The sequence below is a fragment of the Pseudomonas sp. HMWF032 genome (assembly GCF_003060885.1).
In the GTDB taxonomy this organism is placed as follows: domain Bacteria; phylum Pseudomonadota; class Gammaproteobacteria; order Pseudomonadales; family Pseudomonadaceae; genus Aquipseudomonas.
Window position 1 is genome coordinate 1 of record NZ_QAIG01000004.1, and the last position, 24,342, is coordinate 24,342.

Genomic DNA, 24,342 nt, shown 5'->3' on the forward strand with positions numbered 1-24,342 from the left:
GGTGGGCATGTGGGGCTCGGTCACGGGTAGTCGATGGCAACGATGTACCAGGTCTTCTCGCCAGTTGGCGTCTGTACCCGCACCTCGGCGTCCAGGCTCTTGCCCACAAGGGCGCGGGCCAGGGGGGAGTCGATGCTGATCAGGTTGTTTTTTAAGTCCAGCTCGTCGGGGCCGATGATGCGGTAGCGCGACTCGCTGCCGTCTTCATCTTCCAGAGTAACCCAGGCGCCGAAGTAGACTTTGTCCGGGTCGCTGGGGCGGGCGCTGACCACCTTGAGGTTTTCCAGGCGCTTGGTCAGGAAACGTACACGGCTGTCGATCTCGCGCAGCATCTTCTTGCCGTAGGTGTATTCGGCATTCTCTGAACGGTCGCCCTGGGCGGCAGCTTCACTGACCGACTGGGTAACCTGAGGGCGGCGTACATGCCACAGTTCATGCAACTCGGCACGCATGCGTGCCTCGCCCTCGGGGGTGATCAGGGGAGTGCCGGCAGAGCGGGGTGGGCGGTAGCGACTCATAGTTCAGCTTGTTGGGAGTGGTGCGCGAGTCTATCAGCCCTCGCGCAGCACCGTCAGCGGGCTGATATTCAAGGCGCGGCGCGTGCCAAGAACGCCTGCCGTACCGACCAGCAACGCACCGATCAACGGCAGCAGCAGTAGCCAGGGATGCGGCTGCCAGGTGAGGTCGAAGGCAAATCGATAGAGCAGAAAGCTGATCAGCTCACAACCAAAGGCCGCCAGCAGGCCGCTGGATGCGCCAAGCAGGCCGAACTCGGCACGGCGCGCCTTGATCAACAGTTTGCGTTCGGCGCCCAGCGCGCGCAGCAGAGCGCCCTGGCGAATGCGTTCATCTAGGGTGGCTTGCAGTCCGGCGAACAGCACAGCAAGGCCGGCCGCCAGCACGAACAGCAGGACAAACTCGATGGCCAGGGTGACCTGGGCGAGGATGCTGCGCAGTTGTTCCAGCAGCGCCTCGACCTGCAGCAAGGTCACGGCCGGGAAAGCACGCGACAGCTCAACCAGTTGCTTTTCGTACTGCGGCGGCAGGTAGAAGCTGGTCAAGTAGGTGACCGGTAGATCCTGCAGGGTGCCGGGCTGGAAGATCATATAGAAGTTGGGCTGGAAGTTATTCCAGTCCACTTCACGTAGGCTGCTGACCACCGCATCTCGGTTAAGGCCGCCGACGCTGAAGCTCAAGCGGTCGCCGAGTTTCAGTTGCAGGCTTTCGGCCAGTTCGGACTCCACCGATACGCCCGGCAATTCGCTGGTATTGGCATCTGTCCACCAGTTACCGGCGATCAAGTTGTTATCCGCTGGCAAATCCTCGGCCCATGTCAGGCTCAGGTCGCGGCGAATCGCGCGCTCGCCCTGGGATTCCTTGCTGACGATCTGTCGTACTGGTTCGCCATTGATCATCACCAGTCGACCGGGCACCACGGGGAACAATGGTGCGGGGTGCGGTGATAGTTCATTAAGGCGAGCGGCGAAGGCGTCCTTGTCTGCCGGCAGGATATTCAGGGCGAAGTGGTTAGGCGCATTTTCGGGCAGCTGATCCTGCCAGGTGTCGAGCAGTTCGCCACGCAGCAAGGCGATCAGCGCCATGGCCAGAATGATCAGGCCGAAAGCCAGCGACTGTCCGGCTGCAGCCAGTGGGTGACGCAGCAATTGGCCCAGGCCCAGCCGCCAGGGCAGCGAAGCGCCGGCCAGCATGCGGCGTAGGCTCTGCAGGCCGAGCAGCAGCAATCCACCCAGTAGCAGTGCGGTGACCAAGCCGCCACCGAGCAGGGCGAAAGTCAGCTGCAGGTCGAGGCTCAAGCGCCACATGATCAGGCCCAGCGCCAGTAGAGCGGCGCCATACACCATCCAGGAGCTGGCCGGCACCGGCAGCAGATCGCGGCGCAGGACTCGCAACGGCGGCACACGGCCGAGTGCGGCCAGTGGCGGTAAGGCGAAGCCGGCGAGGGCGACCAGTCCTGTAGCCATACCGGCTAGCGCGGGCCATAGGCCACCGGGTGGGATCTGCGCTGGGAGTAGGTCCTGCAGCAGGTTGAACAGAGCAAGCTGAGCCAGCCAGCCCAGCAGTGCGCCGATCAGGCTGGCAGTAATCCCCAGCAGTGCCAGTTGCAGGCTGAACAGGCCGAGTGCCTGGTTACGGGACAGCCCCAGGCAGCGCAGCAGTGCACTGGCATCGAAACGCCTGGCGGCAAAGCGTGCGGCCGACAGGGCCACGGCCACCCCGGCCAGCAGCACGGCGGCCAGGCTGGCGAGGTTCAGATAGCGTTCGGCGCGGCCCAGGGCACTGCCGACCTGGCGATTGCCATCTTTGGCATCTTCCAGGCGCTGGTTGGGGGCGAGGGTGATGCCCTGACGATACTGCGCCAAGGCATCAGCCTCGCCGCGCCACAGTTCCTGATAGCGCACGCGGCTGCCGGGTTGCACCACGCCGGTGGCGGCCAGGTCGTCCAGGTGCATCAGCAAGTGCGGGGTCAGGCTGTAAAAGTCACCGGCTTCATCCGGGAGAAAGGTCAATACTCGGGTCAGGCGCAGGGTCTTGGCGCCGACTTCAACGCTGTCGCCGGGTTTGAGATTGAGGGCGACAAACAGCCGGGCTTCGGCCCAGGCTTCACCGGGCTGCGGGCCGGTGCCGATTTGTTCAGCGTCATACAGCGCGGTGGCACTCTTCAGTTCGCCGCGCAGCGGGTAAGCGCTGTCCGCTGCTTTGATGCTGGCCAGCTGAATGCCGGCATCGCTGGCTACCACGCTGGAGAACTCCACCAGCTGGGCATGTTCCAGCCCCAACTGTTTACCCGTGCTGATTTGCTCGGGTGTGCTGGGCGAGCTGCCGGTCAGGCGCAGGTCGGCGGCGAGGAATTCGGTGGCGCGTAGCAGCATGCCGTCATTCAGGCGTGCGCTGAAATAACCGATGGCCGTGCTGGCGGCGACCGCGATCAGCAAGGCGGAAAACAGCACGCGCAGCTCGCCTGAGCGAGCATCGCGCAGCAACTGACGGCTAGCGAGAGAGAGCAGGCGGGTAAATGGCAGCTGTTTCATCAGGGTTCCACTTGGTCGACCAGGTGGCCGCCTTCCAGGCGGATAAGGCGTTGGCAGCGGTGCGCCAGGCGCTCGTCATGGGTGACCAGTATCAGGGTCGCGCCGCGCTCCTGGTTCAGCTCGAACAGCAGGTCGCTGATGCGCTCCCCGGTATGGCTGTCGAGGTTGCCTGTGGGTTCGTCGGCAAACAGCACGGCAGGCTCGGCGGCAAAGGCGCGGGCGATCGCCACACGCTGCTGCTCACCGCCGGAGAGCTGGCGTGGGTAGTGGGTGAGACGTTGGCCCAGGCCGACGCGGTCGAGCAGGGTGCGGGCGCGCTGGCGGGCATCGGCATGGCCTTCAAGCTCCAGCGGTAGCATGACGTTTTCCAGGGCATTGAGGCTGTCGAGCAGTTGGAAGGACTGAAAAACAAAGCCCACATGCTCGGCGCGTACACGGGCGCGCTGGTCTTCATCAAGGACGGCCAGGTCATTGCCTGCCAGCACCACACTGCCGCTACTGGGGAGATCGAGCCCGGCCAGCAGGCCGAGGAGGGTGGATTTGCCCGAGCCGGAGCTGCCGACAATCGCCAGGCTGTCACCGGATACCAGCTCCAGCGACAGATCATGGAGTATGGTGAGTTCGCCTTCCGTGCTGGGGACCACTTTGCTAAGGTTTCGCGCGGTGAGAATACTTGAGCTCATGGAGAATCCAATGCGTAAGTGGTTGATCGGTACTGCCCTGAGCCTGCTGCTGTGGGGGCCTGCGGCGTTCGCGGGTACCGTACTGGTCGTCGGCGATAGTATCAGCGCTGCTTTTGGCCTGGATACCCGCCAGGGGTGGGTCGCCTTGCTGGAAAAACGCCTGTCCGAAGAGGGTTTTGCCCACCAGGTGGTCAACGCTTCGATTAGCGGCGACACCAGTGCAGGCGGCGCCGCACGGCTGCCTGCGTTACTTGCCGAGCATCAGCCGGAGCTGGTGATTATCGAGTTGGGAGGCAACGATGGCCTGCGCGGTCAGCCGCCAGTGCAATTGCAACAAAACCTTGCGGCCATGGTTCAGCAGTCACAGAAGGTTGGGGCCAAAGTGCTGATTTTGGGGATGCTACTGCCGCCTAATTACGGTGTGAGATACACAACAGCTTTCGCCGATGTGTTCCCCAAGGTTGCCAATGAGACTGGCTCAGCCTTGGTGCCTTTCGTGCTGGAAGGCATAGGTGGCGTGCCTTCGCTGATGCAAAACGACGGCATTCACCCCACGGCCGAGGCACAACCCAAGTTGCTGGAAAACGTCTGGCCGACCCTGAAACCTTTGCTCTGACAGGCTTTTCTGTATCGTGCCTTTCGGCTAATGTGGCGGCCCCGTATTGGAGCCCTCAATGCCGCGTCCTGCCTGGTCCTTGCACGCCTATCAACTGATCGAGCCTGACGAGCAGCTTGACCTGTTCGCCTGCCGCGAAGTGCGCGTGCATCTGCTGGCGCGCCAGCTTGAACTGGGCGAGTTCGCTGACCGTACGCTGTGCGGTGGTTTGTTGCCCGCGCAGCCGGTATGGCGCGATCTGGACAAGACAATGTTGCGTGACAAGCGGTTGTGTCCGGCCTGTCGGGCGACATTCGAGGCGCAGAAGCGGGGCGAACGTTCGGCATTGCCCGGGCGCTGAGCTTTCCAAGCGGCTGTTCAATCGGTGTACAATCGCTGCTTACTTTTATCAACCATTTTCGTCAGGAATTACCGGATGTTGTCGCGTGCTTTTGCCGTCACCCGCTGCCTGCCACTTGCTGCTGTCTTTGCGGTAGCGTCCGCCAATGCTCTCGAGTTGCCTTTACCACCGCCTGGTGAGGACGTGGTGGGCGAGATTCGGGTGGTCAAGGCCAAGTATGAAGACACCTTCGCCGACCTGGGCGTGGCCAATGACCTGGGTTATCTGGAAATGGTAGTGGCCAACCCGGGTGTTGACCCCTGGTTGCCTGGCGAAGGCACCGAGATCATCCTACCTACGCGTTACATCCTGCCGCCTGGCCCGCGCGAGGGTATCGTGATCAACCTCGCCGAATACCGCATGTACTACTACCCGAAAGGCCGCAATGTGGTTTACACCTACCCATTGGGCATTGGTCGTGAGGGCTGGAGCTCGCCGGTTGCCAATGCGCGCATTACAGCCAAAACGCCGAACCCGGGCTGGTCGCCACCCAAGTCGATTCGTGAAGAACATGCTGCTGATGGCGATCCATTGCCTGCCTATGTGCCTCCAGGTCCGGACAACCCGCTGGGTCCTTACAAGATGGGCTTGTCGGTTCCGGGTTACCTGATTCACGGTTCGAACAAGAAGTTTGGTATTGGCATGCGCGTCAGCCATGGCTGCTTCCGCATGCTCAACCACAACGTCTTGAAGCTCGCGTCGATGGTGTCTGTGGGGACATCGGTGCGCATCATCAACGAGCCTTACAAGTTTGGTCGCAGCGGCGGCAAGGTCTATCTGGAGGCGCATGCGCCGCTGGATGATTCGGGCGATGCTTCGGTCGTGGACAAGCACACGGCGGTGATCAATGCACTGCTGAAAAATGATGCGTTCGCTGATCTGCGCCTGGATTGGGAAATGCTGCGTGAAGTGGTGGCTGCTGAAGATGGCCTGCCAGTAGAGATTGCTCAGCCTGATCAGGCGGTGGTAGCCGGCGAGTCTGCCATCTAAGCAAGCACCTGCTGCGCTCAACGGACCCGCTATGCGTAAAAGCCGGCGGGTTTTTTATTGCCCGACGAATCGCAGGCAATAAAAAAGCCGACCCAGAAACTGGGTCGGCTTGTCATAGCCTTGTGAGCTATTACTTGCGGCTGGCTTTTTCCAGCATACGCAGAGCGCGCTCGTTGGCTTCATCAGCAGTTTGCTGAGCCTTCTGAGCGGCAGCCAGAGCGTCATCAGCCTTACGATAGGCTTCGTCGGCACGGGCTTGAGCGCGAGCAGCTGCATCTTCAGTTGCAGTCAGACGAGCTTCAGTTTCTTTGGAGATGCTGCTGCAACCGGTAGCCAGAACTGCGGCCAATGCCAGAGCAGAGAATTTCAGAACGTTGTTCATCGTGTTCCCCTTGAGGTGGAGTTTTTCCATAAAAGCAATTTCCTGATGGTAGGAAATTAGCCGGCGTACATACTACCTGTAACTTGTAGTAAGTAAACGGAGGCAAGGCAAGACGCATAGATTTTTTTCTGTTTACTGCGAAATTGCCCCGTTATTGGGCATATTTTGGTTAAAAAACAATCAGCCCTATGGCGCCTGGCAGTTCTTTGCGCAACGTTTATGGTGGTTTGATTGTGGCACTGATTGTTGAACGCTTAAGGTAGACAAGCGTCTGTATGTGCCAATGTATGGTCAGAACCCGTTGCAGTGTATGCGGCAGCAAATCAGGTAAGGGGCGGCTTGGGCAAGGTCGCACTTATGCCGTCTAAGTCATTGATTCGCGTGGCCGCAGCGGTTTTGGCCTGATAAGCTCCTGATTATTGCCTACAACTTAATAGATGCAGGGTGTGTTGATCCCGATTACGGCACGAGCCAATAGCGGGTTGCGCGAGTTAACAAAGGAGTTGCGATGAGCGAGGCGTTGTCCATTCACCATGACCTGACCGGTCATCAATTCGAAACCACAGTAGATGGTGATCGGGCGTACCTGGCGTATATGGACTTAGGGAAGCAGACCCTGGATATCTATCGTACCTTTGTTCCCAACTCGCTGCGTGGGCGCGGTATTGCTGCGGCCCTGACCGAGCATGCGCTGCAATATGCCGAGCGCCTGGGCTATACGGTGATTCCGTCGTGCTCCTATGTTGAGCGTTATATGGTGCGTCGTCAGCGGCAGACGGATAAGAGCTGAGAACACGTCACGCACAAAAAAGGCCAGTCGATGACTGGCCTTTTTTGTGCGTTTGGAATACCCAGGTTGTTGTTGTCAGTTCTTGGTGATCAGGTTGCCGGCATGCAGACCGCATTCTTTCTGTGTGGCTTCTTCCCACCACCAGCGGCCTTCACGTTCGTGCTGGTTCGGCAGAACCGGGCGGGTGCAGGGTTCGCAACCGATGCTGATAAAACCGCGCTCATGCAAGCTGTTGTAAGGCAGTTCCAGCATGCGGATATAGGCCCAGACGTCTTCACTGCTCATTTGTGCCAGTGGATTGAACTTGTACAGGGTGTTATTCGCTGTAGAAAAGGCGCCGTCAATTTCCAACACCGCCACCTGGCTGCGTGTGCCGGGGCTCTGGTCACGGCGTTGGCCGGTGGCCCAGGCTTTTACCGTGGCAAGCTTGCGTCGTAGCGGGGCGGTCTTGCGGATGCCGCAGCATTCGCTATGGCCATCTTTGTAGAAGCTGAACAGGCCCTTTTGCTTGACCATAGCCTCCAGTGCAGCGGCTTCTGGCGACAATACGTCAATACTGATGCTGTAGTGCTCGCGCACCTGATCAATAAACCGGTAGGTCTCCGGGTGCAGGCGGCCTGTATCGAGGCTGAAGACTTTGATGTTCTTGTTGAGCTTCCAGGCCATATCGACCAGTACCACGTCCTCGGCGCCGCTGAAGGACAGCCACAGTTCATCGCCAAAATGCTCGAAGGCGAGTTTGAGAATGTCTTGGGGGGACTTGTTGGCGTAGCTCGCCGCCAGTTCGGCTACGTCGAAGGGGTGGCTCATCGGGCTGAATTCCTAGTTATGGTGACGTCATGCGTCTTGTGCCGCGATGGTAGCAAAAGCCGGTTATGCGGCTAAATAACCAAGTTCAATGGTTGACCTTTCGTTCGGCTATAAGGCTCTGCGTTGCAGAGCGTTGGGGGAGTCGCTAGAGTGCCGCCTTCTCAAATAAATCCAAGCTAGGAGTGTCCTGTGGAAATCGCGTGTCTCGACCTGGAAGGCGTGTTGGTCCCGGAAATCTGGATCGCCTTCGCGGAAAAAACTGGCATCGAATCGCTGAAAGCGACCACCCGGGATATTCCGGACTATGACGTGCTGATGAAGCAGCGCCTGCGCATCCTGGACGAGCACGGTTTGAAACTGTCCGATATCCAGGCAGTGATTGCTACCCTCAAGCCTCTAGAAGGTGCGGTGGAGTTTGTCGACTGGCTGCGTGAGCGCTTTCAGGTGGTGATTCTTTCTGACACCTTCTACGAGTTCTCTCAACCGCTGATGCGTCAGTTGGGTTTCCCCGCGCTGCTGTGCCATAAGCTGATCACCGATGAAACCGATCGTGTGGTCGATTACCAGCTGCGCCAGAAAGATCCCAAGCGTCAGTCGGTTATCGCCTTCAAAAGTCTCTATTACCGCGTGATTGCGGCGGGCGACTCCTACAATGACACCACCATGCTCAGCGAAGCCCATGCAGGCATCCTGTTCCATGCGCCAGACAATGTGATTCGCGAGTTCCCGCAGTTTCCGGCGGTGCACACCTATGAAGACCTCAAGCGCGAGTTCCTCAAAGCGTCTAGCCGTGACTTGAGTCTGTAAAGGCTGCTGTCTAAAAAGCCGCTGGCCATTGCCAGCGGCTTTTTTATGTCTGTTAGCCAGTCGCCGGCGGTGGGTGGCCACCGCGCTGCGCATTGCGAAAAGCCGAAGGTGATTGCTGTTGCCAGCGTTTGAATGCTCGGCGGAAGTTGGCCAGGTCGGTATAGCCCAGGCTGTAGGCAATTTCTTCGACACTCATATGGCCACTTTTCAAATGCTCTACCGCCAAACGATGGCGTACTTCCTCGAGCAACGCCTTGAACGATGTGCCTTCGGCCTGCAGGCGCCGGTGAAGTGTGCGTGGTGTTAGGTGGAACAGGCGTGCGGTCAGGTTGAGTGAGGGAAAGCCGTGCTGCTTTTCCAGCATCACCCGGCGTACACGGGCACTCATTGACTGTTCAGTGCTGAGTTTGTCCAGTTCGCGTTGCAGGATTTGTTCGGCATCACGAAAGCTGGCGGCATCAGCCATTTTTAGTGGTTGGTCGAGAGCGGCTGTGGGCAGTACAAAACCATTCCAGCCCTGCTCATATTCAACTTCACACTTGCACACCTCGCAGGCCAAGTCTGCATAGCTCGGACTGGGGAAGGCAAAAGCGATGCGGTGTAGTGGGCAACTGCCCAGAGTCATGAAGTCCAATACATTCTTGATCGCCAGGATGACGGCTTCAAATACGGTATGGCTGATTCCGCCTAGCGGAGTTGTTTCACTGAAAATCAGTCGAGTTTCGCCCGCAATTTCCTGCAAGCGCACATTGATCAGGCTTGTGCGAAGACCGATGTAGCGCTCAATCAAGTGTGCGGCTTGGCGCAAGTTTGTGCTGTTCATGGCTGCATAGCCCAGCAGGCCGTGGGTATTGACGATCAGTCGCTCCCCCAGCAGCAGGCCAAAGGCCGGCTCAGCAGTACAGCTCAGTACGTCTTCAACCAGTCGGCAGAATTGTGCAAGGGACAACGGCATTTCGTCTTCTTGCAGCTGCGCCTGGGACAGTTGTGAGCGGGCGAGCCAGGCATCTGCATCAATACCCATGTCGGTCACCAGGCTGCTGATCTGGCGAACGTACTGCATGGGAAGAATTAGATCGTGCATCTGCCTGTGCTCGGTTCTGGTGGCTAAGTGGAGAAGCGCTCGCAGCAGAATGTCAATAAATGACCTGCGCTTGTCAACCGCAAACCTCACGTATGCGGAATGTCCTCTTTAACCTGAAGGCATTAACTGACCCATAACAAGCACAAGTGGAGGTCGTATGTTTTCACTCTTTGCGCGGGCAAAGCCCGTGACGGCCAGTATCAATGGCCGGCCGATTAGCGTTCAACCCAAGGAAACCTTACTGCAGGCAGCGTTGCGTCAGGGCGTGGCATTTCCCCATAGCTGTCGGGTGGGCGGCTGTGCCAGCTGCAAGTGCCGTTTGTTGGCGGGCCAAGTAAGGGAGTTGACCGAAACCGGCTACATCCTTACCGATGAAGAGTTAGATCAGGGCTACATTCTGGCATGCCAGAGCGTGCCCAAAGGTGATGTGTGCATTGAGGTGGATGGGGTCGCCCAGGGGCAGCCATTGGCTGTGTCGGGCCAGGTGCTGGCACAGACACGCCTGACCCATGACATCACTCGCGTGTTGATTCAACTTGAACGAAACCTGCCTTATAAGGCGGGCCAATACGCTCAGCTGAGCCTGGCTGGGTTGCCGGGCATAGCGCGCAGCTACTCCTTTGCCAGTGCCGCTCGGACTGATGGGCTGGTGAGCTTTTTTGTACGCCATGTCCCCGCTGGGGTGTTTTCCAGTTATGTGGCACAGGCTGATCTGCCTGGTCAGCGGGTCACGGTCGCAGGACCGTTGGGCGAGTTCTGGTTACGTGAGTCATCGGCTCCGCTGCTGCTGGTGGCCGGCGGCAGTGGGCTAGCCCCGCTCCTGGCGTTACTGCAACAGGCGCAGCTGGAGGGCGTAAGACGTGCTGTCACGCTGCTCTTTGGTGCGCGGCGAGAGCGTGATCTTTATGCGCTTGATGAATTGAGTGCGATTGCCGCGCAATGGCCCGCGGACTTTCGCTTTTTGCCCGTTCTGTCCGAGGCCACTGCGGAGGACGCCTGGCAAGGTGCGCGCGGGTTGGTTACCGAGCACCTGCATCAGGTGCTTGAGACCGGTATGCATGCCTATCTATGTGGCCCACCAGTGATGATCGATAGCGTTATGGCGCTGCTGATAAAACAGGGTATCAGTCGTCAGCATATCCATGCCGACCGCTTTATCACGGCGCATAACACTCAGCTCGTAACCCTTTAGTCGTTTAATTCACAATCAAAGAGGTTTCTATGAACCTGCTGCATTACCTCAAATATTTTCTCTTTCATGCTGTCGGCCTTTTGTCTGTTATTGCGATTCTCGCCGGTGGTGCGTGGATCACTTTTGGTCTGTTAGCGATACTGGTCATATATGTGCTGGGCGATGCGTTGTGTGGTGATGACACCAGCACGCCGGACTTCAAGTACCCCGCCATTCTGACGTTTCAACTCTGGCTGGCTCTGCCTTTGTTAAGTGTTATCGTGTTTTCAGCGCTCTGGAGCGTCAGCAGCGGCGATGCTCTTGGTTTTGGCGCCGTATTGAGTTCGCTTGTCAGCTATGACCTGATCGCTGCCCGCGATGCCACGGCCAGCGTTCATCACGTGTCCACCTGGCTGATTACCGGGCTGATGATCGGTATGGTGGGCACCATTACGGCCCATGAGCTGACGCACCGTACCTGGGACCCGGTTTCTATGTTGATAGGCCGCTGGTTGTTGGCGTTCAGCTTTGACACGGTGTTCGCAATTGAGCATGTGTATGGCCATCATCGTTATGTTTCTACGCGTGAAGATCCGGCTACGGCCCCTCGCGGACGTAACGTCTACTGGCATGTTCTGGTGTCCACGCTCAAGGGCAATCGCAGTGCCTGGCGTATTGAGAAAAGACGTCTGTTGCGCAAGGGCTATGCGGTCCTGGGATGGCGTAATGCGGTGATTCGCGGCCATCTGATGAGTGCACTGCTGGTAGCGCTTGCCTACCTGGTCGGCGGTCTTGGCGCGGCGCTGTTTTTTATTGCCTGCGCGCTGTGGGGTAAGGCTTTGTTGGAAATCGTCAACTACATGGAGCACTACGGCATGGTGCGCAATCCCGCTACGCCGGTGCAGCCAAGGCATTCCTGGAACACCAATCGCCGCATCAGTTCATGGGCCATGTTCAATTTGACCCGCCATTCGCATCACCATGCTCAAGGTGAGGTGCCTTATCAGGATCTCAAGCCCTACGCCGATGCACCGATGATGATTGGAGGGTATTTGACGACCATTCTGGTGGCCATGCTGCCTCCGCTTTGGCATCACCTGATGACACCCAAAGTACAAGCCTGGGACCGTGACTACGCCAGCGCTGAAGAGCTTGAGCTGGCGGCTCAGGCCAATGCGCACAGTGGTATTGCGGCACTGCAGAAGGCACGCTAATCAGGCTTCTTGGCGGCAAAATAGGCCGCACCTGAGCCTGCGCTATCAGCTCAGTTGCTGCAGGGTGTCGAGTAAGACACGTACTTTAGTGATGGATTCCTGGTACTCGGCCTGGCAGTCGGAGTCAGCGACAATGCCACCGCCGCCCCAGCAGCTGATTTGTCCATCTTTGGCCAGCAGGCTGCGGATGGCGATTGAGCTGTCCATTTCGCCGCGTACATCCAGGTAGAGCAGGGAGCCGCAGTACAAAGCTCGGCGGTTTGGCTCCAGCTCGTCGATGATCTGCATGGCGCGGATTTTGGGCGCGCCGGTGATCGAACCGCCAGGAAAGCTGCCGGCGATCAGGTCCAGGGCATCCTTATCCGCAGCCAACTCGCCAGTAACCGCGCTGACTAGGTGATGCACATTGGGGTAACTCTCCAGTGCAAAGAGTTCCGGAACGTTTACCGAGCCGATACGGCAGCTGCGACCCAGATCGTTGCGCAGCAGGTCGACAATCATCAGGTTTTCAGCGCGGTCTTTGCGGCTTGCCAGCAATGCATCGGCCTGGGCCTGGTCCTGCTGTGGATCAGCATGTCGTGCGCGGGTGCCTTTAATGGGCCGGGTTTCGACCTGACCAGCACTGATACGCAGGAAGCGCTCGGGGGAAAGGCTGATGATGGCCCCGCCTTGCGCAAGGGTTTGGAAGCCGGCAAATGGGGTCGGGCAAGCTGCGCGCAGTGCCTGATAGGCGGTCCAGGGCGAACCTTCGTAGGGGGCACGAAAGCGCTGGGCAAAGTTGACCTGGTAGCAGTCGCCCGCCTGGATATAGGCCTGGATACGCGCAAAAGATGCCTGATACTGGGTTTCGCTTGTATCGGCCTTGAAGGGGCTGAGCAGTCTGAAGGGCTGTGGTGTAGCCCCAGACAATGTGTTGAATAGGGTGGTCAGACGATGGCGCTCGTCGGCAGCCAGGCAAGGGTGAAAGACCAAATGACACAGCTGCTGATGATGATCGGTAATCAAGGCCCAGGCGTATAAGCCAAACCGCGCATCTTCCAGACCCAGGTCGTCGAAAGCCCGCTTAGGTAGCTGTTCCAATCGCCGTCCAAAGTCGTAACTCAGGTAGCCAATGATTCCACCGACGAACGGAAGCGAAGTGTTTGCCGGTGGTTGGCATTGGCCAAGCTCGCTGAGGCTCTGGCGCAGACGTTGCAGGAAAGCCTTGGCCGTTTCGTCAGGCATCGGTGCCAACTCTGCCAATGGCCAGGCGCTCATAAGGTCATAGCGTCCACGCTGCGCGGTCGGACGTCCGGCATCCAGTAGAACGGCGCCGGGCGCGTCCAGGATCAGGCTGAAGTAGCGAGAAGGGTCTGCCTGGTAGGGCAGAGCCTGTACAAGACAAGTAGGCATATGGCAGGTTCAAGATGCGCGGATGCCGATTGTAGAACGTCGCTAACATTCATCCTAGAGCTTGCGAACGGGTTTACTCGGAATGCTTGTGCTTATTAGTATGGGTAAGTACCCGGATGTTCGATGTGACTCATAAAACAATAATTACTACGGGATCAAGGCCATGGATGAAGTAGCGGATCCTGCCGCTGGGAGTCTCTTGCGTGCCAAGTTGATGCCACCTCAGGCATCAGCCGATTATCTGGTCAGACCGCAGCTTGATTCTGCCCTGCGTGCCAACCCCCATGCGCGCGTGTTGCTGTTGGCTGCCCCAGCAGGTTTTGGCAAAACCAGCGCACTGGTTGCATTGGCTCAGGCTCGGGCGCAGAGCGGTCAGGCTGTCGCCTGGCTGTCGCTAGGGCCCGGTGACGATGAGCCGTCACGTTTCCTGCTGCAGTTGATCGAAGCATTGACCGGCCTGCTGCCCGGATTGGGCAATGAGGCTCAGGCTTATCTGCAAAACACCATGCGTGTGCCTGTTTCAGCTGTCATGGAAAGTCTGCTGGTGGATCTGGCGCAGTTGGAAACCCCGGTATTGCTGGTCCTTGACGATTTGCACCTGATTCAGGACAGCGAGTTGCTGGGGGCCATCAACCGGTTGATCAAGTTTGCCCCTGAAGGTTTTACACTGGCGATCGGCAGTCGTTCGCAACCGGCGCTGAACCTGGCCACTTTGCGTGCCAAGGGATTGCTGGTTGAAGTTGGTGAGCAGGAGTTACGCCTGAGCAAGGCGGAAACCCGTGAGTATCTGCAACGCTGCGGTCTGCAACTGGATGCTGTGGCGTTTTCCGCGCTGTACAGCCAGACCGAGGGATGGATGGTGGGGGTGCATTTGGCCAGCCTCTGGCTGCGCCATCAGCCCCAAGCGGCCACGCAAATTGCCGATATGGGCACCGATCAGGCCGCTGTTGGTGCATATCTGTTGCGTAGTGTGTTTGAACAATTGCCTGCCGATAAGCAGGAGCTGTTGCTTGCTTTGGGAATCGCTCAGCAGCTCAGCGGTGATTTGGCCAACGCCCTGACGGGGCGCCATGATGGTCAGTCGCTGCTTGAGGAGCTGGAAGCCATGCAGCTGTTTCTTCTACCGCTGGACCGTGAACGGCAGTGGTATCGCTTCCACAACCTGTTTGCCGAATTTCTGCGCGGTCGCCTGAAAGAGCGAGATCCTGAGCGTTTCAAACAGCTGCATTTCAATGCCAGTCTGTGGTTTACCAACCATCACATGCAGAACCTGGCTATCGAGCATGCCTGCCTGGCCGAAGACCCGGAAATGCTTGCCGCGCTGGTCGATGGCTGTGGCCTTGAGCTGATCAATCGTGGTCAGCTCAACCTGATCTATAAATGGCGCCAGCATGTGCCAGATGAGATTGCCGAGCGCTTTCCTGTATTGGTGCTGGCGGATGTCTGGACGCGGGCTGCCGAATTGGGGCTGGCAGAAGCCAACCGTATGCTTGATGAGTTGCTTGAGCGTTGGGGGGAGGCCAAGGCCAATGGGCCGTTAAGCGACAAGCTACTGGCCACCCTGGCGATCAAGGCGGTGATTGCCTTGCAGAAGGATGATCTGCAGAGCTGCATTGCTCTGGCGCGGCGCGTCGAAGTTCAGCTCGGTCAGCACACGGCCTTCCTTGAAGTAGCCATGCTAATTGTCGGGGCTCTGGCGAATGTCATGATCGGTCAGCCGGATCAGGCCAAGCGTATGCTGGCTCTGGCCCAGCAGCGCAATCACTTCCTTGAGGGGCGTTACCTGGACATGCAGTTGGCCAACGTCGAGGTGCTGCTGAGTCTGGAGCAGGGGCAGATTCGGCAGGCCGAACTGTTGTTTGCGCAGTTGCGTGCGCGTGTCATTCCTTGGTTTGCCGATCGCTCGCGGGCGCTGGCGTTACCGACCATTACCGAGGCACTGATCGCGTATAACCAGGGTCGCCTGGAAGGTATTGAAGAACGTCTGCGTTGGGCGCTGGCAACGGTCGATGTGATCAATCCGATTGATCTCTATGCTCAGGGCATGTTGTGCATGGCCCATGTCCAGCGCATGCAAGACACCCCCAAAGATGCCTACGCCAGTCTGGTGCTGATGCAGAATCTTGCTGCGCGTAATCAGTCCTGGCGTTTCTACGCCCAGGCAGTTGCCGATGAAGTGGCACAGATTCTTCAGGAGCCTGCCGCTGATCGATTGAAGCGCGCCGAGCAACGGCTCAAGACGGTTGATTGGAACAAACTCGCTGAGCATTACCAGCACATGCGTTTCAACCCGGTGTTGTGGGTGCGTGGGCTGACTCGGATTCGCCTGCAACAGGCGCGAGGTCACTTCAGTGAGGCCTTGCATGAAATCACGCAACTGCGCGCTATGTTGTTGGACAACTGGCATGGTTTGCAGCGTCTGCGTCTCGACCTTTTGGCTGCGCTCAGTTACCAGCGACTGGGGTATCAGGAGCGCGCACAGAGTTTGTTGGTGCAGTGTCTCATCGGTGCCGAACGTGAAGGCGTGCGAAGCCTGTTTGTCGAAGAAGGTGAGGCCATTCGCTTAATGCTGCAGCAGTTGGAAGCTGCCGAGCGCCAGCCGGCGTTGCAAGGGTTTATTCGCGGTTTGCTGGCTGTTTGGCCGGGTAATGGCGCGCGGCAGTCACTTGAGGTGCTGGAGGAGGGGCTGACCGAACGTGAACGGGAGGTGGTCTGCCTGGCCGCTCAGGGTATGTCCAATGATGAGATTGGCCAACAGCTTTGCCTGGCACTCGGTACGGTCAAATGGCACCTGCACAATATTTACGAAAAGCTCAAGGTGCGTAACCGTACCCAAGCCATTCGTCGCGCCCGAGAACTGAGTCTTCTGGATCTATGAACAGCCTATCTTCACCCCGTCAGGGCAAGTTGCCGTTACTGCGAACCAAATTGTTTCCCGCTGAGTCGGCTGGCCGGCCCTTGCTGGCGCGTGCGGCACTGTTGGACCGTCTGTTCAATGCGCGCCAGCAGCGTCTGATTTTATTGAGTGCCCCTGCTGGCTTTGGCAAGAGTACGGTGCTCGGCCAATTTCGCTTGCGGTTGCTGGAAACCGGGGCGCGTGTGGCTTGGCTGTCTTGCGATGAGGCCGACAGTGAGCCGCAACGTTTGCTGCATTACCTGATTGCTGCGATTCAGGAGCAACTGGCGGGATTCGGCGCCAGTACTGCACGTTTACTGCGCGATGATCTGAGTGTGCCCAATGAGGTGCTGCTGGATTCATTCATTGCTGAGCTGAAGAAGGTTCAGGGTGATTTGTATCTGATATTTGATGATTTTCACCGGGTAAGACATGTCGACCTGGGGCCGCTGGTTAATTACTTCGTGACTCAGGTACCGGGTAATGTACGAATGATCGGCAGCACACGGTACCAGCCGCGGTTTATGGACAATGTTCCTGCTAATGCACCCTGGGCTATGTGGGTACAAGCGGATGAGATGCGCCTGAGCCGTGTGGAAACGGAAGCCTATTTTCACGAACTCAAGCAATTACAGTTGAGTGATGCTGAGCTGGATCTGCTCTATCGACGTACCGAAGGCTGGATAACCGCGCTTCACTTGGTAGCGCTAGCACTTGCCCGTCAACCTGAGCGCAGCAGCTTTCTCAATAAGCTATCCGGTACGGAACGCAATATTGCTGACTATCTGGCTGAGGATGTACTGGATCACCTGCCGCATGAGCAGCAGCTTTTTCTCGATCAGACGTCGGTGCTTGATGAGTTCAACGCCGAGCTGTGCAATGCCCTGACGGGGCGCAGTGATGGGGCCCAAATGCTGCGTCGCTTGCAAGCGGCACAGCTGTTCATCATTGCCCTGGATGAGCAGGGCGAGTGGTTTCGCTATCACCATTTATTTGCCGAATTTCTTCAAGGTCGCCTGAGTCGCAAGGGGGATCCCACCCATTTGCTGCATGCTGCGGCACGCTGGTGTGAAAGCCATGAGTTGGCCGATAAGTCAGTGAAATATGCCCTGCGTGCACGTGACTACAACTTTGCAGCAGAACTGCTTGAACGGCAGGGCGCCAGCCTGATTGCCGGAAATCAAGTCTATGGCATTTTGGTTGTGCTCAAGGATGTACCTGCTGAGGTTATCCGCGAGCACCCGGTCTTTCAGATTTTCTATGCCTGGCAATTGGCGTTTGAGCAGAAATATGCAGAGGCTGAGGCGCTGATTGAAGAAGTCAGTACCCGGCTGATGCAAGGGCGTGGCAAGCCCATGCACTTTGGCCTGGCGGTTCTTTTGGCTATGGCTCAGGTGCTCAAGGCGCTGGTGCTGCTGTATCAGGACAAGCTTGAGGCCGCGTTGCGAGTGGCGCGTCATTGGCTGGCTCTGGTACCGGACAATCAGCCTATCTTCCGTGCCAGTCTCTCTTGCATCCAGGCTGCAGCCTATGCACTGCTCGGCGATTTTGGCGATGCGGCAAAGTCAATCGCGGTAGCCCGTGACAACCTGCAGCAAGCGGACAGCGAATACCTGCACGCCGTGGTCAGCCTTATTGAAGCGCTGATCTGTAAAGAAATGGGCCAGCCTGAACGCGGCCGTATCCTCGCCGAAAGTGCCCGCGTGCGCGTCGAACAAGTGTTTGGGCGACGCAGTCGTGTGGGCGGGCCTCTGGCACTGGCCTATGCCGACTTGCTCTACGAGCAGGATCGGCATGCTGCCATTCTGGCCGAGTTGCCGCTGGCCACAACCTGGCGTGATGTGGCAACACCGGTTGAACTAATCAGCCGCGGCAAGTTGGTCATGGCCAAGGCACGTTTCTTCGCAGGAGAAGGGGAGTCGGCCCTGGCCGAGCTGGATGAGTGGCTCGCGGGCTTGCATGGGCCTGGTTATGAGCGGGTTTATGCACTCAGCATGAGCTGTAAAGTGCAGTTTTTATTGTGGTTACGTCGGCCGAATGAGGCCGAACGCACCTGTTTGCAGTTGCAGCGTCATCTGGCTGTTTTGCCAGCGGGTCGCTATGCCGATGCAGAAACAGTATTGGCGCTTTCAGAGGCGCGCTTGGCATTGACAGAGCGCCGCGCCGATAAGGCGCAAACCGTGCTTGAGGCCTGCCTGGCCAAACAGACGGCAGAGCATCAGCGCGACCGGCGCTTGCGTCTTGCCTTGTTACTTTCTGTGGCGTATTGGCGCAAAGGTAACAGCGATAAAGCCTTTGCCCTTTTCAAACAAACTCTGGAAGACGCTTGGGCAAGCGGATATCGGCGTATTTTCCTGGATGATGCCCTCTGGCTGTTACCACTCTGGGATGCCTGGCACGCGGTTGAAGCCAAGCGTGCTGCGGCCTGGCAGGGATTGGTCGAGCAACTACGGGAACAGTGCCGTCGCTTGTCTATAGACCTAGAAACATTTGATGAAAATCAAGACGTTAGTCATCGCGAGCGAGAGATTTTGCGTTTTGTTGCAGCAGGTTTGTCGAACCGTGATATTGCTCAAGCGGTGCACTTATCCGAGGCCACGATCAAATGGCATCTGCATAACCTGTTCGCCAAGCTTGGCGTACGCAGTCGCACTCAGGCTGTATTGAAGGGCAAGAGCCTGGGGTTATTGAGTGAGGCATAAGCCCAGTGCTGAAAAATAAGTGGGGTTAAGTGCTCCATCCCTTGGATGGGCTGGCAGTCAGGGCAGTCACCAGTAGCTTTGTCACTAGGACGAGAAGCATCGTGCTTCACGATTCCAAGCCTGGCACGAATAGGGAAGCAGTGTCAGACCTGGTAAGTGGCGTGAGCCGCTGAAGCTGAGCAGGACAGGAGTCCGGAGCAGCCTGCCGGGGACAACCCATTAGTGAACTGTGGAGACAATAACAATGAAAACCCTCAAGCAACTGGCTCTGGCCGCCGCTGTTCTGGCTGTTCCTTTCATGGCTCAAGCTGAGCTCAAAGCCATGGATGACAGCTCGCTGTCTTCCGTGACAGGTCAAGCTGGTATCAGCATTTCCGGTAACTTCAACGGCAGTATTGGCAAGATCAGCTATATCGATGACGGTAACAGCCTGAACATGGAAACCGTCGCATTCAGCGGCTTTAACATTTCCGACTCTGCTCCTGTTCTGGTCGACGTAGTGAGCACTGACATCAACGGTACTGCTACTCAGCAACTGCAAATCAGCCTGCCAACCATCACTGGTGAGGTCAGCATTGGTGCAATCAAAATGGGCACCGGCGCTAGCATCGGTTCCCTCGCTATTAATGGCATGAACATGGCAGGTACCACTGTAAAAGTATGGGGCCACTAAGTTCGCTTAGTTGCTGAGTGTGATGAAAAGTCTTACCGGTTTTGACCGGTAGGACTTTTCTCTTGATGGGCGGGAGTGCAGTGGGCGGATGATCGAAATTTTGCTAGGCAGTCTGATTGGCGTTTGGGGGTTCACCGAAGCCGTGGATACCAAGCCGCCAGCGCCAGGTACTGTATATATCAATCAACAGCTGTTGCCGGACGGTCCTTTGCGCGAGACGGTAACGCTTGAGCCGATGAGCCAACTGCAGTTTCGAAATGTAATCCGCCAGGCTTATGACTACAGCTGCGGTTCCGCAGCGTTGACCTCTCTACTTGACTATTTTCTTGGGCGCAACCTGCAAGAGCGCCAGGTCATGGAAGGTCTTTTGCAGTTTGGCGAGGCCGATAAAATCGTCGAGCGGCGTGGTTTTTCTCTGCTCGACATGAAACGCTTTGTTACTGCGCTGGGTTATAAAAGTGGCGGTTTCCGTGCGGCATTCGCTGATCTTGATGGGCTGGAACATCCCGCTATCGTGCCGATTGAATATGCCGGTTTTAAGCATTTCGTGGTGGTACGTGACGTTTACAACGATCATGTATTTGTCGCTGATCCGGCACTTGGCAATATCAGTTTCACCCGTACCCGGTTCGAAGAAATCTGGGATCAAAATGTGGTGTTTGTGATTTTTCCGAATGGTAACGAACCACCTAATGCCCTTGCCTTGACTGAGCAAGACCTGCGCATCATTGATGATCGTACGGTTAGCTTGTTGGCATTTCGTGAGTTTCCACAGATGACCAAATTCACTGAAAACCAGGCCACCGAGCTTGGCTCTGGCGGCACTATTCAGTACATCCGACGTAAATAAAAAAACGCCCGGCATAACAATAATATTTGGGGGCTGTGCCATGAGAGTTTTGTGTTGTGTATGGCTAGCCATACTGGCAACTGCTGCCAGTTCAGCGGCATATGCTGAAACAGCGTCTGTCGATCAGGCGCGTGAAGCGTTGACCAAGCAGGAAGACGATGCCGATAGCGCGAAAGCGCTGGAAGAGGTGTTTCAGGCTGCGGAAAAAAGCTACACCTTGCTCAAAAAGGGTGAGCGCACATTGACCTATGGTTTCGACTATTCACTGGTTCGCGATACGGTGATTGAGACTGTTCGTACCGGAAATAATGTGTTCAGCGTTGTTGGGCAGAGTGAAGCCCAGCACACCTTTACCAACTCCTTCACCTTTGACTATGGCGTTTGGGACAACCTGACCTTCAGTGTGCGTCTGCCCATGGTGGCTAAATACGACACTGAACGTGATCTCAATGCCTACAGCCTGGGTGATATTTCTGCCAGTTTGCGCTGGCAACCCTGGACGTCATTACGGGGTAAACCGGTCACAACGCTTTATGCCACCTTGGGGCTTCCCACCGGGAATAGCCCGTATGACATCAATACAGACAGTGATCTATCAACGGGTGGTGGTGCCTATAGCCTTGGCCTTGGTGCAAACCTTTCCTATGTTATCGATCCCGTCGTGTTGTTTGGTTCGGTTGGTTATACCTACAACGTGCCAATCACCGGTATTGGCCAGGTGCGGGGCGGCCGTCTGCTCGAAGAGGTTGATCCGGGTTCCTCTTTCTCTCTGAGCATGGGCTTTGCCTATGCCTTGTCCTATGACGTGTCACTGGCTACGTCATACCAGATGTCGCATTCCCTCAAGCCGACATTCACTTTTGCGGATGGCGAAGCTGAGGGACGAGGGCAAACCAGTTCAGTCATGAACTTCTCGCTGGGCCTGCGAACTTCGCCGGAGCGAATCGTCAACGTCAGCGCCGGTTTCGGTATGACCGAGGACTCGCCGGATGTGCTGTTGGGCATCTCCATGCCTTTGGACATCAAAGGCCTGAAGGCCCAATAAACGCGAGCGAGAACGTCATGAAAACGCGAATTTCGCTGCTCACGCGGGCGGTTCTAGGGGGTGTTCTGTTCAGCGCCAGCGCAGCGCATGCGCAACTGGCGCAGAACCTGACGATTGGTAGCCCCAAGGCCATGGCTCTTGGCAATGCTGTGACGGCAGACTTTACCGGGATCGACTCGGTGCATTACAACCCCGCCGCGCTGACCAAACTCAAGGGGCGTCAAACAACAGTCAAATTCATCACCGGGATGATGGATATTCGCGCCGAGTTTGATGCCCCGGCCGGCTATGGCGCTAATTTTCTTGGCTTGAGAAATGACTCGGTTGCCAACTCTTCCAGCCGTGCGGGTTCGGCCATGATGTACTTACCCGGTGTCGGTGGTGCAACCGAACTGCCCATGCTGTTTGCGCCTCTTGCCGGATTGTCGATCAATCCCCCCGGTTCAAAGCTGACCTTTGCAACCAACATGTACACCCCGCAAGCGCTCGGGTTTGCACGTGATGACGATGACCCAGGGCGTTATCAGGGCAAGGAGTTGGTGCTTCAGCGCTTGACCTATTTTTCGCCATCGCTTGCATATCAGGTCAACGATGAGCTTTCCGTGGGGATGTCCATTGGCTTTTCTCACCAGGCCATGGCGCTCAACCAGGACTTCCGTGCGCCGGGTATCCTCACCGGGTTTGTCGGCGTTGCCCAGGACGCACTGTGCCTGGTGGACAACAACCCATTCGAGATTTTTCTCAATATCTGTGGAGGGGAGCTGGGACCCTTCACAGACATTGCCAATATCGACATTGATATGCAGCAAACGCTTTCGCCAACATGGAACCTGGGTTTCCTCTGGGAGCCGAATGACTGGTTTGCTCTCGGTGCGGTCTACCAGAGTGAGGCGCGGATGCGCCTGAAAGGGCAGTATGTGGTTGACTACTCGCAGAACTGGCAGGGCTTCTGGCAGGGGCTGGACAGTTCGTTTATCGGTGCAGTTTTCAGCACGATCACTCCGGATGGGCTTTTCGATAAAGAGCGCGGTAATGTCTCGCTCAATATGACTTACCCAGCCCATTTTGCCTCTGGGATCAAATTCAAACCGCATGATCGCTGGCAAATCAATCTCGACGTCAAATGGACGGACTATGCCGCCTGGGATCAGTTCGAGCTGGAGTTTGATCGGCAACTGGATATCTTGACTATTGCCAGTCTGTTTTCACCGAAAAACGCTACGTCAACCAGCATTATCCTGGATCGTGGCTATGAATCGGTGTGGAGTTGGGCTGTAGGCGTTGAGTATCAGGTCAATGATCGTTTGAGTCTGCGTGCTGGCTATGAACCGCGGCCGTCGGCAATCCCGGGGAACAAGGCTGATGTGCTGGCGCCTCTTGGGGATGCCAAACTCTATGGGGTGGGGCTGGGTTATCAATGGGATAAGGACACTGTTATCGATCTCGGTTTTAACTACTTGGTCAGTAAGCAGGACATCCCGGCACGCTCCAGTTGCAACATCAACTGTTCGACCATCGACAGCATGGTTTACAACCCTTATGCCGATCTTGATGTAAAAACCAGTGTCAAAGCCTATGTGCTGGCGTTGACCTATCGCACCACTTTCTAGGTTATTGATATGCGTGTGCTGTGGGGCGTGTTCGGCTTTTTGATCTGCCTAGAAGTGGGTGCCAGCGGCCGTTACCTGACGTGGATTGATGATCAGGGTGGTGTGCACAACACCTTTGTGGGTGCCCCTTATGTGGCTCACCAGCGTTCAGCTGCCAGCACAATTCAACGCAGTGATCAGGCACGCTTGCGTGATGATGTGACTTCGGGCGGCTGGCCGGGCGAGAAGAGTGCTGGAGAGAGCAAGCGGCGCTATTTCACCTGGGTCGATGCCAGCGGCAACCTGCAGAACAGTTTTTACGCTGGCCAGCAGGTTCAGGCCGGTGGCGATGAGGTGCTGCTGGGTACAGGTGAGCGTTCCAGTGTCTATATCAACTCGGATGTGCTGGAGGGGCGCGATTTTGCGCGGGATGAGCAGGATGGTCGCTACTTCACCTGGGTCGATGAGCAGGGGCGCATGCGCAACTCCAAGGTGCCGCCTAAGGACGTCAAAGCGCCAACACCTACCTTGCACAATGTGCCGCTGAATCAGGGGCGAGAAGTGACCTTCGACGTCAAACCCCATAGCCTTCCGGGGTTGGACGGGCAACCAACGGCGGCTATGCAGGCCCTGCTGGCGGGAACCGAGGCCGAAAGTGAAGGGCGCTATCAGGCACTGCTCGAACGTTGCTGCGGGCAGTTGAGCGAGGATGATTTCACCCCGCTTAGCGCCGACGAGCCACGCTATGAGGAGTTGAATCGTTTTTCCCCGAGCCTGGACTTCCCTATGGGCAAGAGTTATTACGCCGCCTTGAAGCTGCCGCGTTCGCAGTATGACTTTGGCCTGCGCATTCGCAGTTTTGCCAACAAGAAGGTGGCTTATCCCTCTTTGCTGTTCCTTGACCAGGCTAAGCAGCCAACCCGTCTGGTCAGTGATGCGGTGTATCAGTTGCATGCTGAAACCTGGTACCGCTATGCCTTTATCGAGGGTACGGTGCCGGTGAGGGCTGCGGCAGGTGAGCACTATGTATTGCTGCTGACCACGGATGAGGATCGCAGTCTGCAGACCCTGGACAACAAACCGTTCAAGCGTCCTTTGCAGGCCTTGGCGTTGGATGAGGCAGGTATGCAGAGTCATGCCCACAGTGATGAGGGTGCGTTTGAGCTGGCCATTGTGCGCTGAACAAGCCAAACAACCGCCATAAAAAAGCCCGGATAAT

At 57.1% G+C, this 24,342-nt stretch carries 21 protein-coding genes; 14 read left to right on the top strand and 7 right to left on the bottom strand.

What is annotated here, in order from left to right:
- Nucleotides 1-20 precede the first annotated feature (20 nt).
- The 3 genes from greB to DBR00_RS01650 are packed head-to-tail and all read right to left on the bottom strand — an operon-like array spanning nucleotide 21 to nucleotide 3,733.
- Entirely contained in the window at nucleotides 21-518 is a 498-nt protein-coding gene (gene greB / locus DBR00_RS01640) for a transcription elongation factor GreB (RefSeq protein ID WP_108488213.1), read from the bottom strand.
- Between the two features lie 33 nt (nucleotides 519-551).
- The gene (locus DBR00_RS01645) at nucleotides 552-3,050 is read right to left on the bottom strand and encodes an ABC transporter permease (RefSeq protein ID WP_108488212.1); all 2,499 of its coding nucleotides are present in this window, start codon (nucleotides 3,048-3,050) and stop codon (nucleotides 552-554) included.
- Entirely contained in the window at nucleotides 3,050-3,733 is a 684-nt protein-coding gene (locus tag DBR00_RS01650) for an ABC transporter ATP-binding protein (protein ID WP_108488211.1), read from the bottom strand. The genes DBR00_RS01645 and DBR00_RS01650 overlap by 1 nt, the downstream gene beginning before the upstream one ends.
- Before the next feature lie 10 nt (nucleotides 3,734-3,743).
- Here DBR00_RS01650 and DBR00_RS01655 point away from each other — a divergent pair, with 10 nt between their 5' ends.
- From DBR00_RS01655 to DBR00_RS01665, 3 genes are all read left to right on the top strand, one after another.
- On the top strand, nucleotides 3,744-4,349 hold the full coding sequence (locus DBR00_RS01655) for an arylesterase (RefSeq protein ID WP_108488210.1): 606 nt from the start codon (nucleotides 3,744-3,746) through the stop codon (nucleotides 4,347-4,349).
- A gap of 58 nt (nucleotides 4,350-4,407) precedes the next feature.
- Nucleotides 4,408-4,689 (top strand): hypothetical protein, encoded by a 282-nt coding sequence (locus DBR00_RS01660; protein ID WP_108488209.1) that lies wholly within the window; start codon nucleotides 4,408-4,410, stop codon nucleotides 4,687-4,689.
- Between the two features lie 75 nt (nucleotides 4,690-4,764).
- On the top strand, nucleotides 4,765-5,718 hold the full coding sequence (locus DBR00_RS01665) for a L,D-transpeptidase family protein (protein ID WP_108488208.1): 954 nt from the start codon (nucleotides 4,765-4,767) through the stop codon (nucleotides 5,716-5,718).
- Nucleotides 5,719-5,848: 130 nt separating this feature from the next.
- Here the strand turns inward: DBR00_RS01665 and oprI are convergent, their stop codons facing one another.
- The gene (gene oprI / locus DBR00_RS01670) at nucleotides 5,849-6,100 is read right to left on the bottom strand and encodes an outer membrane lipoprotei OprI (protein ID WP_108488222.1); all 252 of its coding nucleotides are present in this window, start codon (nucleotides 6,098-6,100) and stop codon (nucleotides 5,849-5,851) included.
- A gap of 508 nt (nucleotides 6,101-6,608) precedes the next feature.
- Here oprI and DBR00_RS01675 point away from each other — a divergent pair.
- Nucleotides 6,609-6,890, top strand: a complete 282-nt coding sequence (locus DBR00_RS01675) for a GNAT family N-acetyltransferase (protein ID WP_108488207.1) — start codon at nucleotides 6,609-6,611, stop codon at nucleotides 6,888-6,890.
- Between the two features lie 75 nt (nucleotides 6,891-6,965).
- On the opposite strand, the gene DBR00_RS01680 is transcribed toward DBR00_RS01675, so the two are convergent.
- Entirely contained in the window at nucleotides 6,966-7,700 is a 735-nt protein-coding gene (locus tag DBR00_RS01680; protein WP_108488206.1) for a phosphoadenylyl-sulfate reductase, read from the bottom strand.
- Nucleotides 7,701-7,889: 189 nt separating this feature from the next.
- On the opposite strand from DBR00_RS01680, the gene thrH reads away from it, so the two are divergent.
- A complete protein-coding gene (gene thrH / locus DBR00_RS01685) occupies nucleotides 7,890-8,507 on the top strand; it encodes a bifunctional phosphoserine phosphatase/homoserine phosphotransferase ThrH (RefSeq protein WP_108488205.1) in 618 nt (205 codons plus the stop codon).
- A gap of 52 nt (nucleotides 8,508-8,559) precedes the next feature.
- Here thrH and DBR00_RS01690 read toward each other — a convergent pair whose 3' ends face one another.
- Complete coding sequence (locus DBR00_RS01690; protein WP_108488204.1) at nucleotides 8,560-9,591, bottom strand: AraC family transcriptional regulator; 1,032 nt, start codon at nucleotides 9,589-9,591, stop codon at nucleotides 8,560-8,562.
- 157 nt (nucleotides 9,592-9,748) lie between these two features.
- On the opposite strand from DBR00_RS01690, the gene DBR00_RS01695 reads away from it, so the two are divergent.
- Both DBR00_RS01695 and DBR00_RS01700 read left to right on the top strand, forming a co-directional pair.
- The gene (locus tag DBR00_RS01695; RefSeq protein ID WP_108488203.1) at nucleotides 9,749-10,783 is read left to right on the top strand and encodes a 2Fe-2S iron-sulfur cluster binding domain-containing protein; all 1,035 of its coding nucleotides are present in this window, start codon (nucleotides 9,749-9,751) and stop codon (nucleotides 10,781-10,783) included.
- Between the two features lie 29 nt (nucleotides 10,784-10,812).
- The gene (locus DBR00_RS01700) at nucleotides 10,813-11,976 is read left to right on the top strand and encodes an alkane 1-monooxygenase (RefSeq protein WP_108488202.1); all 1,164 of its coding nucleotides are present in this window, start codon (nucleotides 10,813-10,815) and stop codon (nucleotides 11,974-11,976) included.
- A 45-nt stretch (nucleotides 11,977-12,021) separates the two neighbouring features.
- Here the strand turns inward: DBR00_RS01700 and pabB are convergent, their stop codons facing one another.
- On the bottom strand, nucleotides 12,022-13,368 hold the full coding sequence (gene pabB / locus DBR00_RS01705; protein WP_108488201.1) for an aminodeoxychorismate synthase component I: 1,347 nt from the start codon (nucleotides 13,366-13,368) through the stop codon (nucleotides 12,022-12,024).
- 163 nt (nucleotides 13,369-13,531) lie between these two features.
- On the opposite strand from pabB, the gene DBR00_RS01710 reads away from it, so the two are divergent.
- The 7 genes from DBR00_RS01710 to DBR00_RS01740 all read left to right on the top strand — a co-directional run bounded on the left by DBR00_RS01710 (nucleotide 13,532) and on the right by DBR00_RS01740 (nucleotide 24,305).
- Entirely contained in the window at nucleotides 13,532-16,246 is a 2,715-nt protein-coding gene (locus tag DBR00_RS01710; protein ID WP_177479870.1) for a LuxR C-terminal-related transcriptional regulator, read from the top strand.
- On the top strand, nucleotides 16,243-18,966 hold the full coding sequence (locus DBR00_RS01715) for a LuxR C-terminal-related transcriptional regulator (RefSeq protein ID WP_108488200.1): 2,724 nt from the start codon (nucleotides 16,243-16,245) through the stop codon (nucleotides 18,964-18,966). The genes DBR00_RS01710 and DBR00_RS01715 overlap by 4 nt, the downstream gene beginning before the upstream one ends.
- A 244-nt stretch (nucleotides 18,967-19,210) precedes the next feature.
- The gene (locus tag DBR00_RS01720; protein ID WP_108488199.1) at nucleotides 19,211-19,639 is read left to right on the top strand and encodes a DUF6160 family protein; all 429 of its coding nucleotides are present in this window, start codon (nucleotides 19,211-19,213) and stop codon (nucleotides 19,637-19,639) included.
- An 88-nt stretch (nucleotides 19,640-19,727) separates the two neighbouring features.
- The gene (locus DBR00_RS01725) at nucleotides 19,728-20,489 is read left to right on the top strand and encodes a C39 family peptidase (RefSeq protein ID WP_108488198.1); all 762 of its coding nucleotides are present in this window, start codon (nucleotides 19,728-19,730) and stop codon (nucleotides 20,487-20,489) included.
- Between the two features lie 40 nt (nucleotides 20,490-20,529).
- Entirely contained in the window at nucleotides 20,530-21,534 is a 1,005-nt protein-coding gene (locus tag DBR00_RS01730; RefSeq protein WP_108488197.1) for a transporter, read from the top strand.
- 17 nt (nucleotides 21,535-21,551) lie between these two features.
- Nucleotides 21,552-23,144 (top strand): outer membrane protein transport protein, encoded by a 1,593-nt coding sequence (locus DBR00_RS01735; protein ID WP_108488196.1) that lies wholly within the window; start codon nucleotides 21,552-21,554, stop codon nucleotides 23,142-23,144.
- Nucleotides 23,145-23,153: 9 nt separating this feature from the next.
- Nucleotides 23,154-24,305, top strand: coding sequence for a MalM family protein (locus DBR00_RS01740; protein WP_108488195.1), 1,152 nt, complete (start codon nucleotides 23,154-23,156; stop codon nucleotides 24,303-24,305).
- Nucleotides 24,306-24,342 lie beyond the last annotated feature (37 nt).

Bases quoted from the DNA above. Each gene is read 5' to 3' on its own strand.
- greB (WP_108488213.1), bottom strand. From the start codon at position 518: ATGAGTCGCTACCGCCCACCCCGCTCTGCCGGCACTCCCCTGATCACC.
- DBR00_RS01645 (WP_108488212.1), bottom strand. From the start codon at position 3,050: ATGAAACAGCTGCCATTTACCCGCCTGCTCTCTCTCGCTAGCCGTCAG.
- DBR00_RS01650 (WP_108488211.1), bottom strand. From the start codon at position 3,733: ATGAGCTCAAGTATTCTCACCGCGCGAAACCTTAGCAAAGTGGTCCCC.
- DBR00_RS01655 (WP_108488210.1), top strand. From the start codon at position 3,744: ATGCGTAAGTGGTTGATCGGTACTGCCCTGAGCCTGCTGCTGTGGGGG.
- DBR00_RS01660 (WP_108488209.1), top strand. From the start codon at position 4,408: ATGCCGCGTCCTGCCTGGTCCTTGCACGCCTATCAACTGATCGAGCCT.
- DBR00_RS01665 (WP_108488208.1), top strand. From the start codon at position 4,765: ATGTTGTCGCGTGCTTTTGCCGTCACCCGCTGCCTGCCACTTGCTGCT.
- oprI (WP_108488222.1), bottom strand. From the start codon at position 6,100: ATGAACAACGTTCTGAAATTCTCTGCTCTGGCATTGGCCGCAGTTCTG.
- DBR00_RS01675 (WP_108488207.1), top strand. From the start codon at position 6,609: ATGAGCGAGGCGTTGTCCATTCACCATGACCTGACCGGTCATCAATTC.
- DBR00_RS01680 (WP_108488206.1), bottom strand. From the start codon at position 7,700: ATGAGCCACCCCTTCGACGTAGCCGAACTGGCGGCGAGCTACGCCAAC.
- DBR00_RS01690 (WP_108488204.1), bottom strand. From the start codon at position 9,591: ATGCACGATCTAATTCTTCCCATGCAGTACGTTCGCCAGATCAGCAGC.
- DBR00_RS01695 (WP_108488203.1), top strand. From the start codon at position 9,749: ATGTTTTCACTCTTTGCGCGGGCAAAGCCCGTGACGGCCAGTATCAAT.
- DBR00_RS01700 (WP_108488202.1), top strand. From the start codon at position 10,813: ATGAACCTGCTGCATTACCTCAAATATTTTCTCTTTCATGCTGTCGGC.
- pabB (WP_108488201.1), bottom strand. From the start codon at position 13,368: ATGCCTACTTGTCTTGTACAGGCTCTGCCCTACCAGGCAGACCCTTCT.
- DBR00_RS01710 (WP_177479870.1), top strand. From the start codon at position 13,532: ATGGATGAAGTAGCGGATCCTGCCGCTGGGAGTCTCTTGCGTGCCAAG.
- DBR00_RS01715 (WP_108488200.1), top strand. From the start codon at position 16,243: ATGAACAGCCTATCTTCACCCCGTCAGGGCAAGTTGCCGTTACTGCGA.
- DBR00_RS01720 (WP_108488199.1), top strand. From the start codon at position 19,211: ATGAAAACCCTCAAGCAACTGGCTCTGGCCGCCGCTGTTCTGGCTGTT.
- DBR00_RS01725 (WP_108488198.1), top strand. From the start codon at position 19,728: ATGATCGAAATTTTGCTAGGCAGTCTGATTGGCGTTTGGGGGTTCACC.
- DBR00_RS01730 (WP_108488197.1), top strand. From the start codon at position 20,530: ATGAGAGTTTTGTGTTGTGTATGGCTAGCCATACTGGCAACTGCTGCC.
- DBR00_RS01735 (WP_108488196.1), top strand. From the start codon at position 21,552: ATGAAAACGCGAATTTCGCTGCTCACGCGGGCGGTTCTAGGGGGTGTT.
- DBR00_RS01740 (WP_108488195.1), top strand. From the start codon at position 23,154: ATGCGTGTGCTGTGGGGCGTGTTCGGCTTTTTGATCTGCCTAGAAGTG.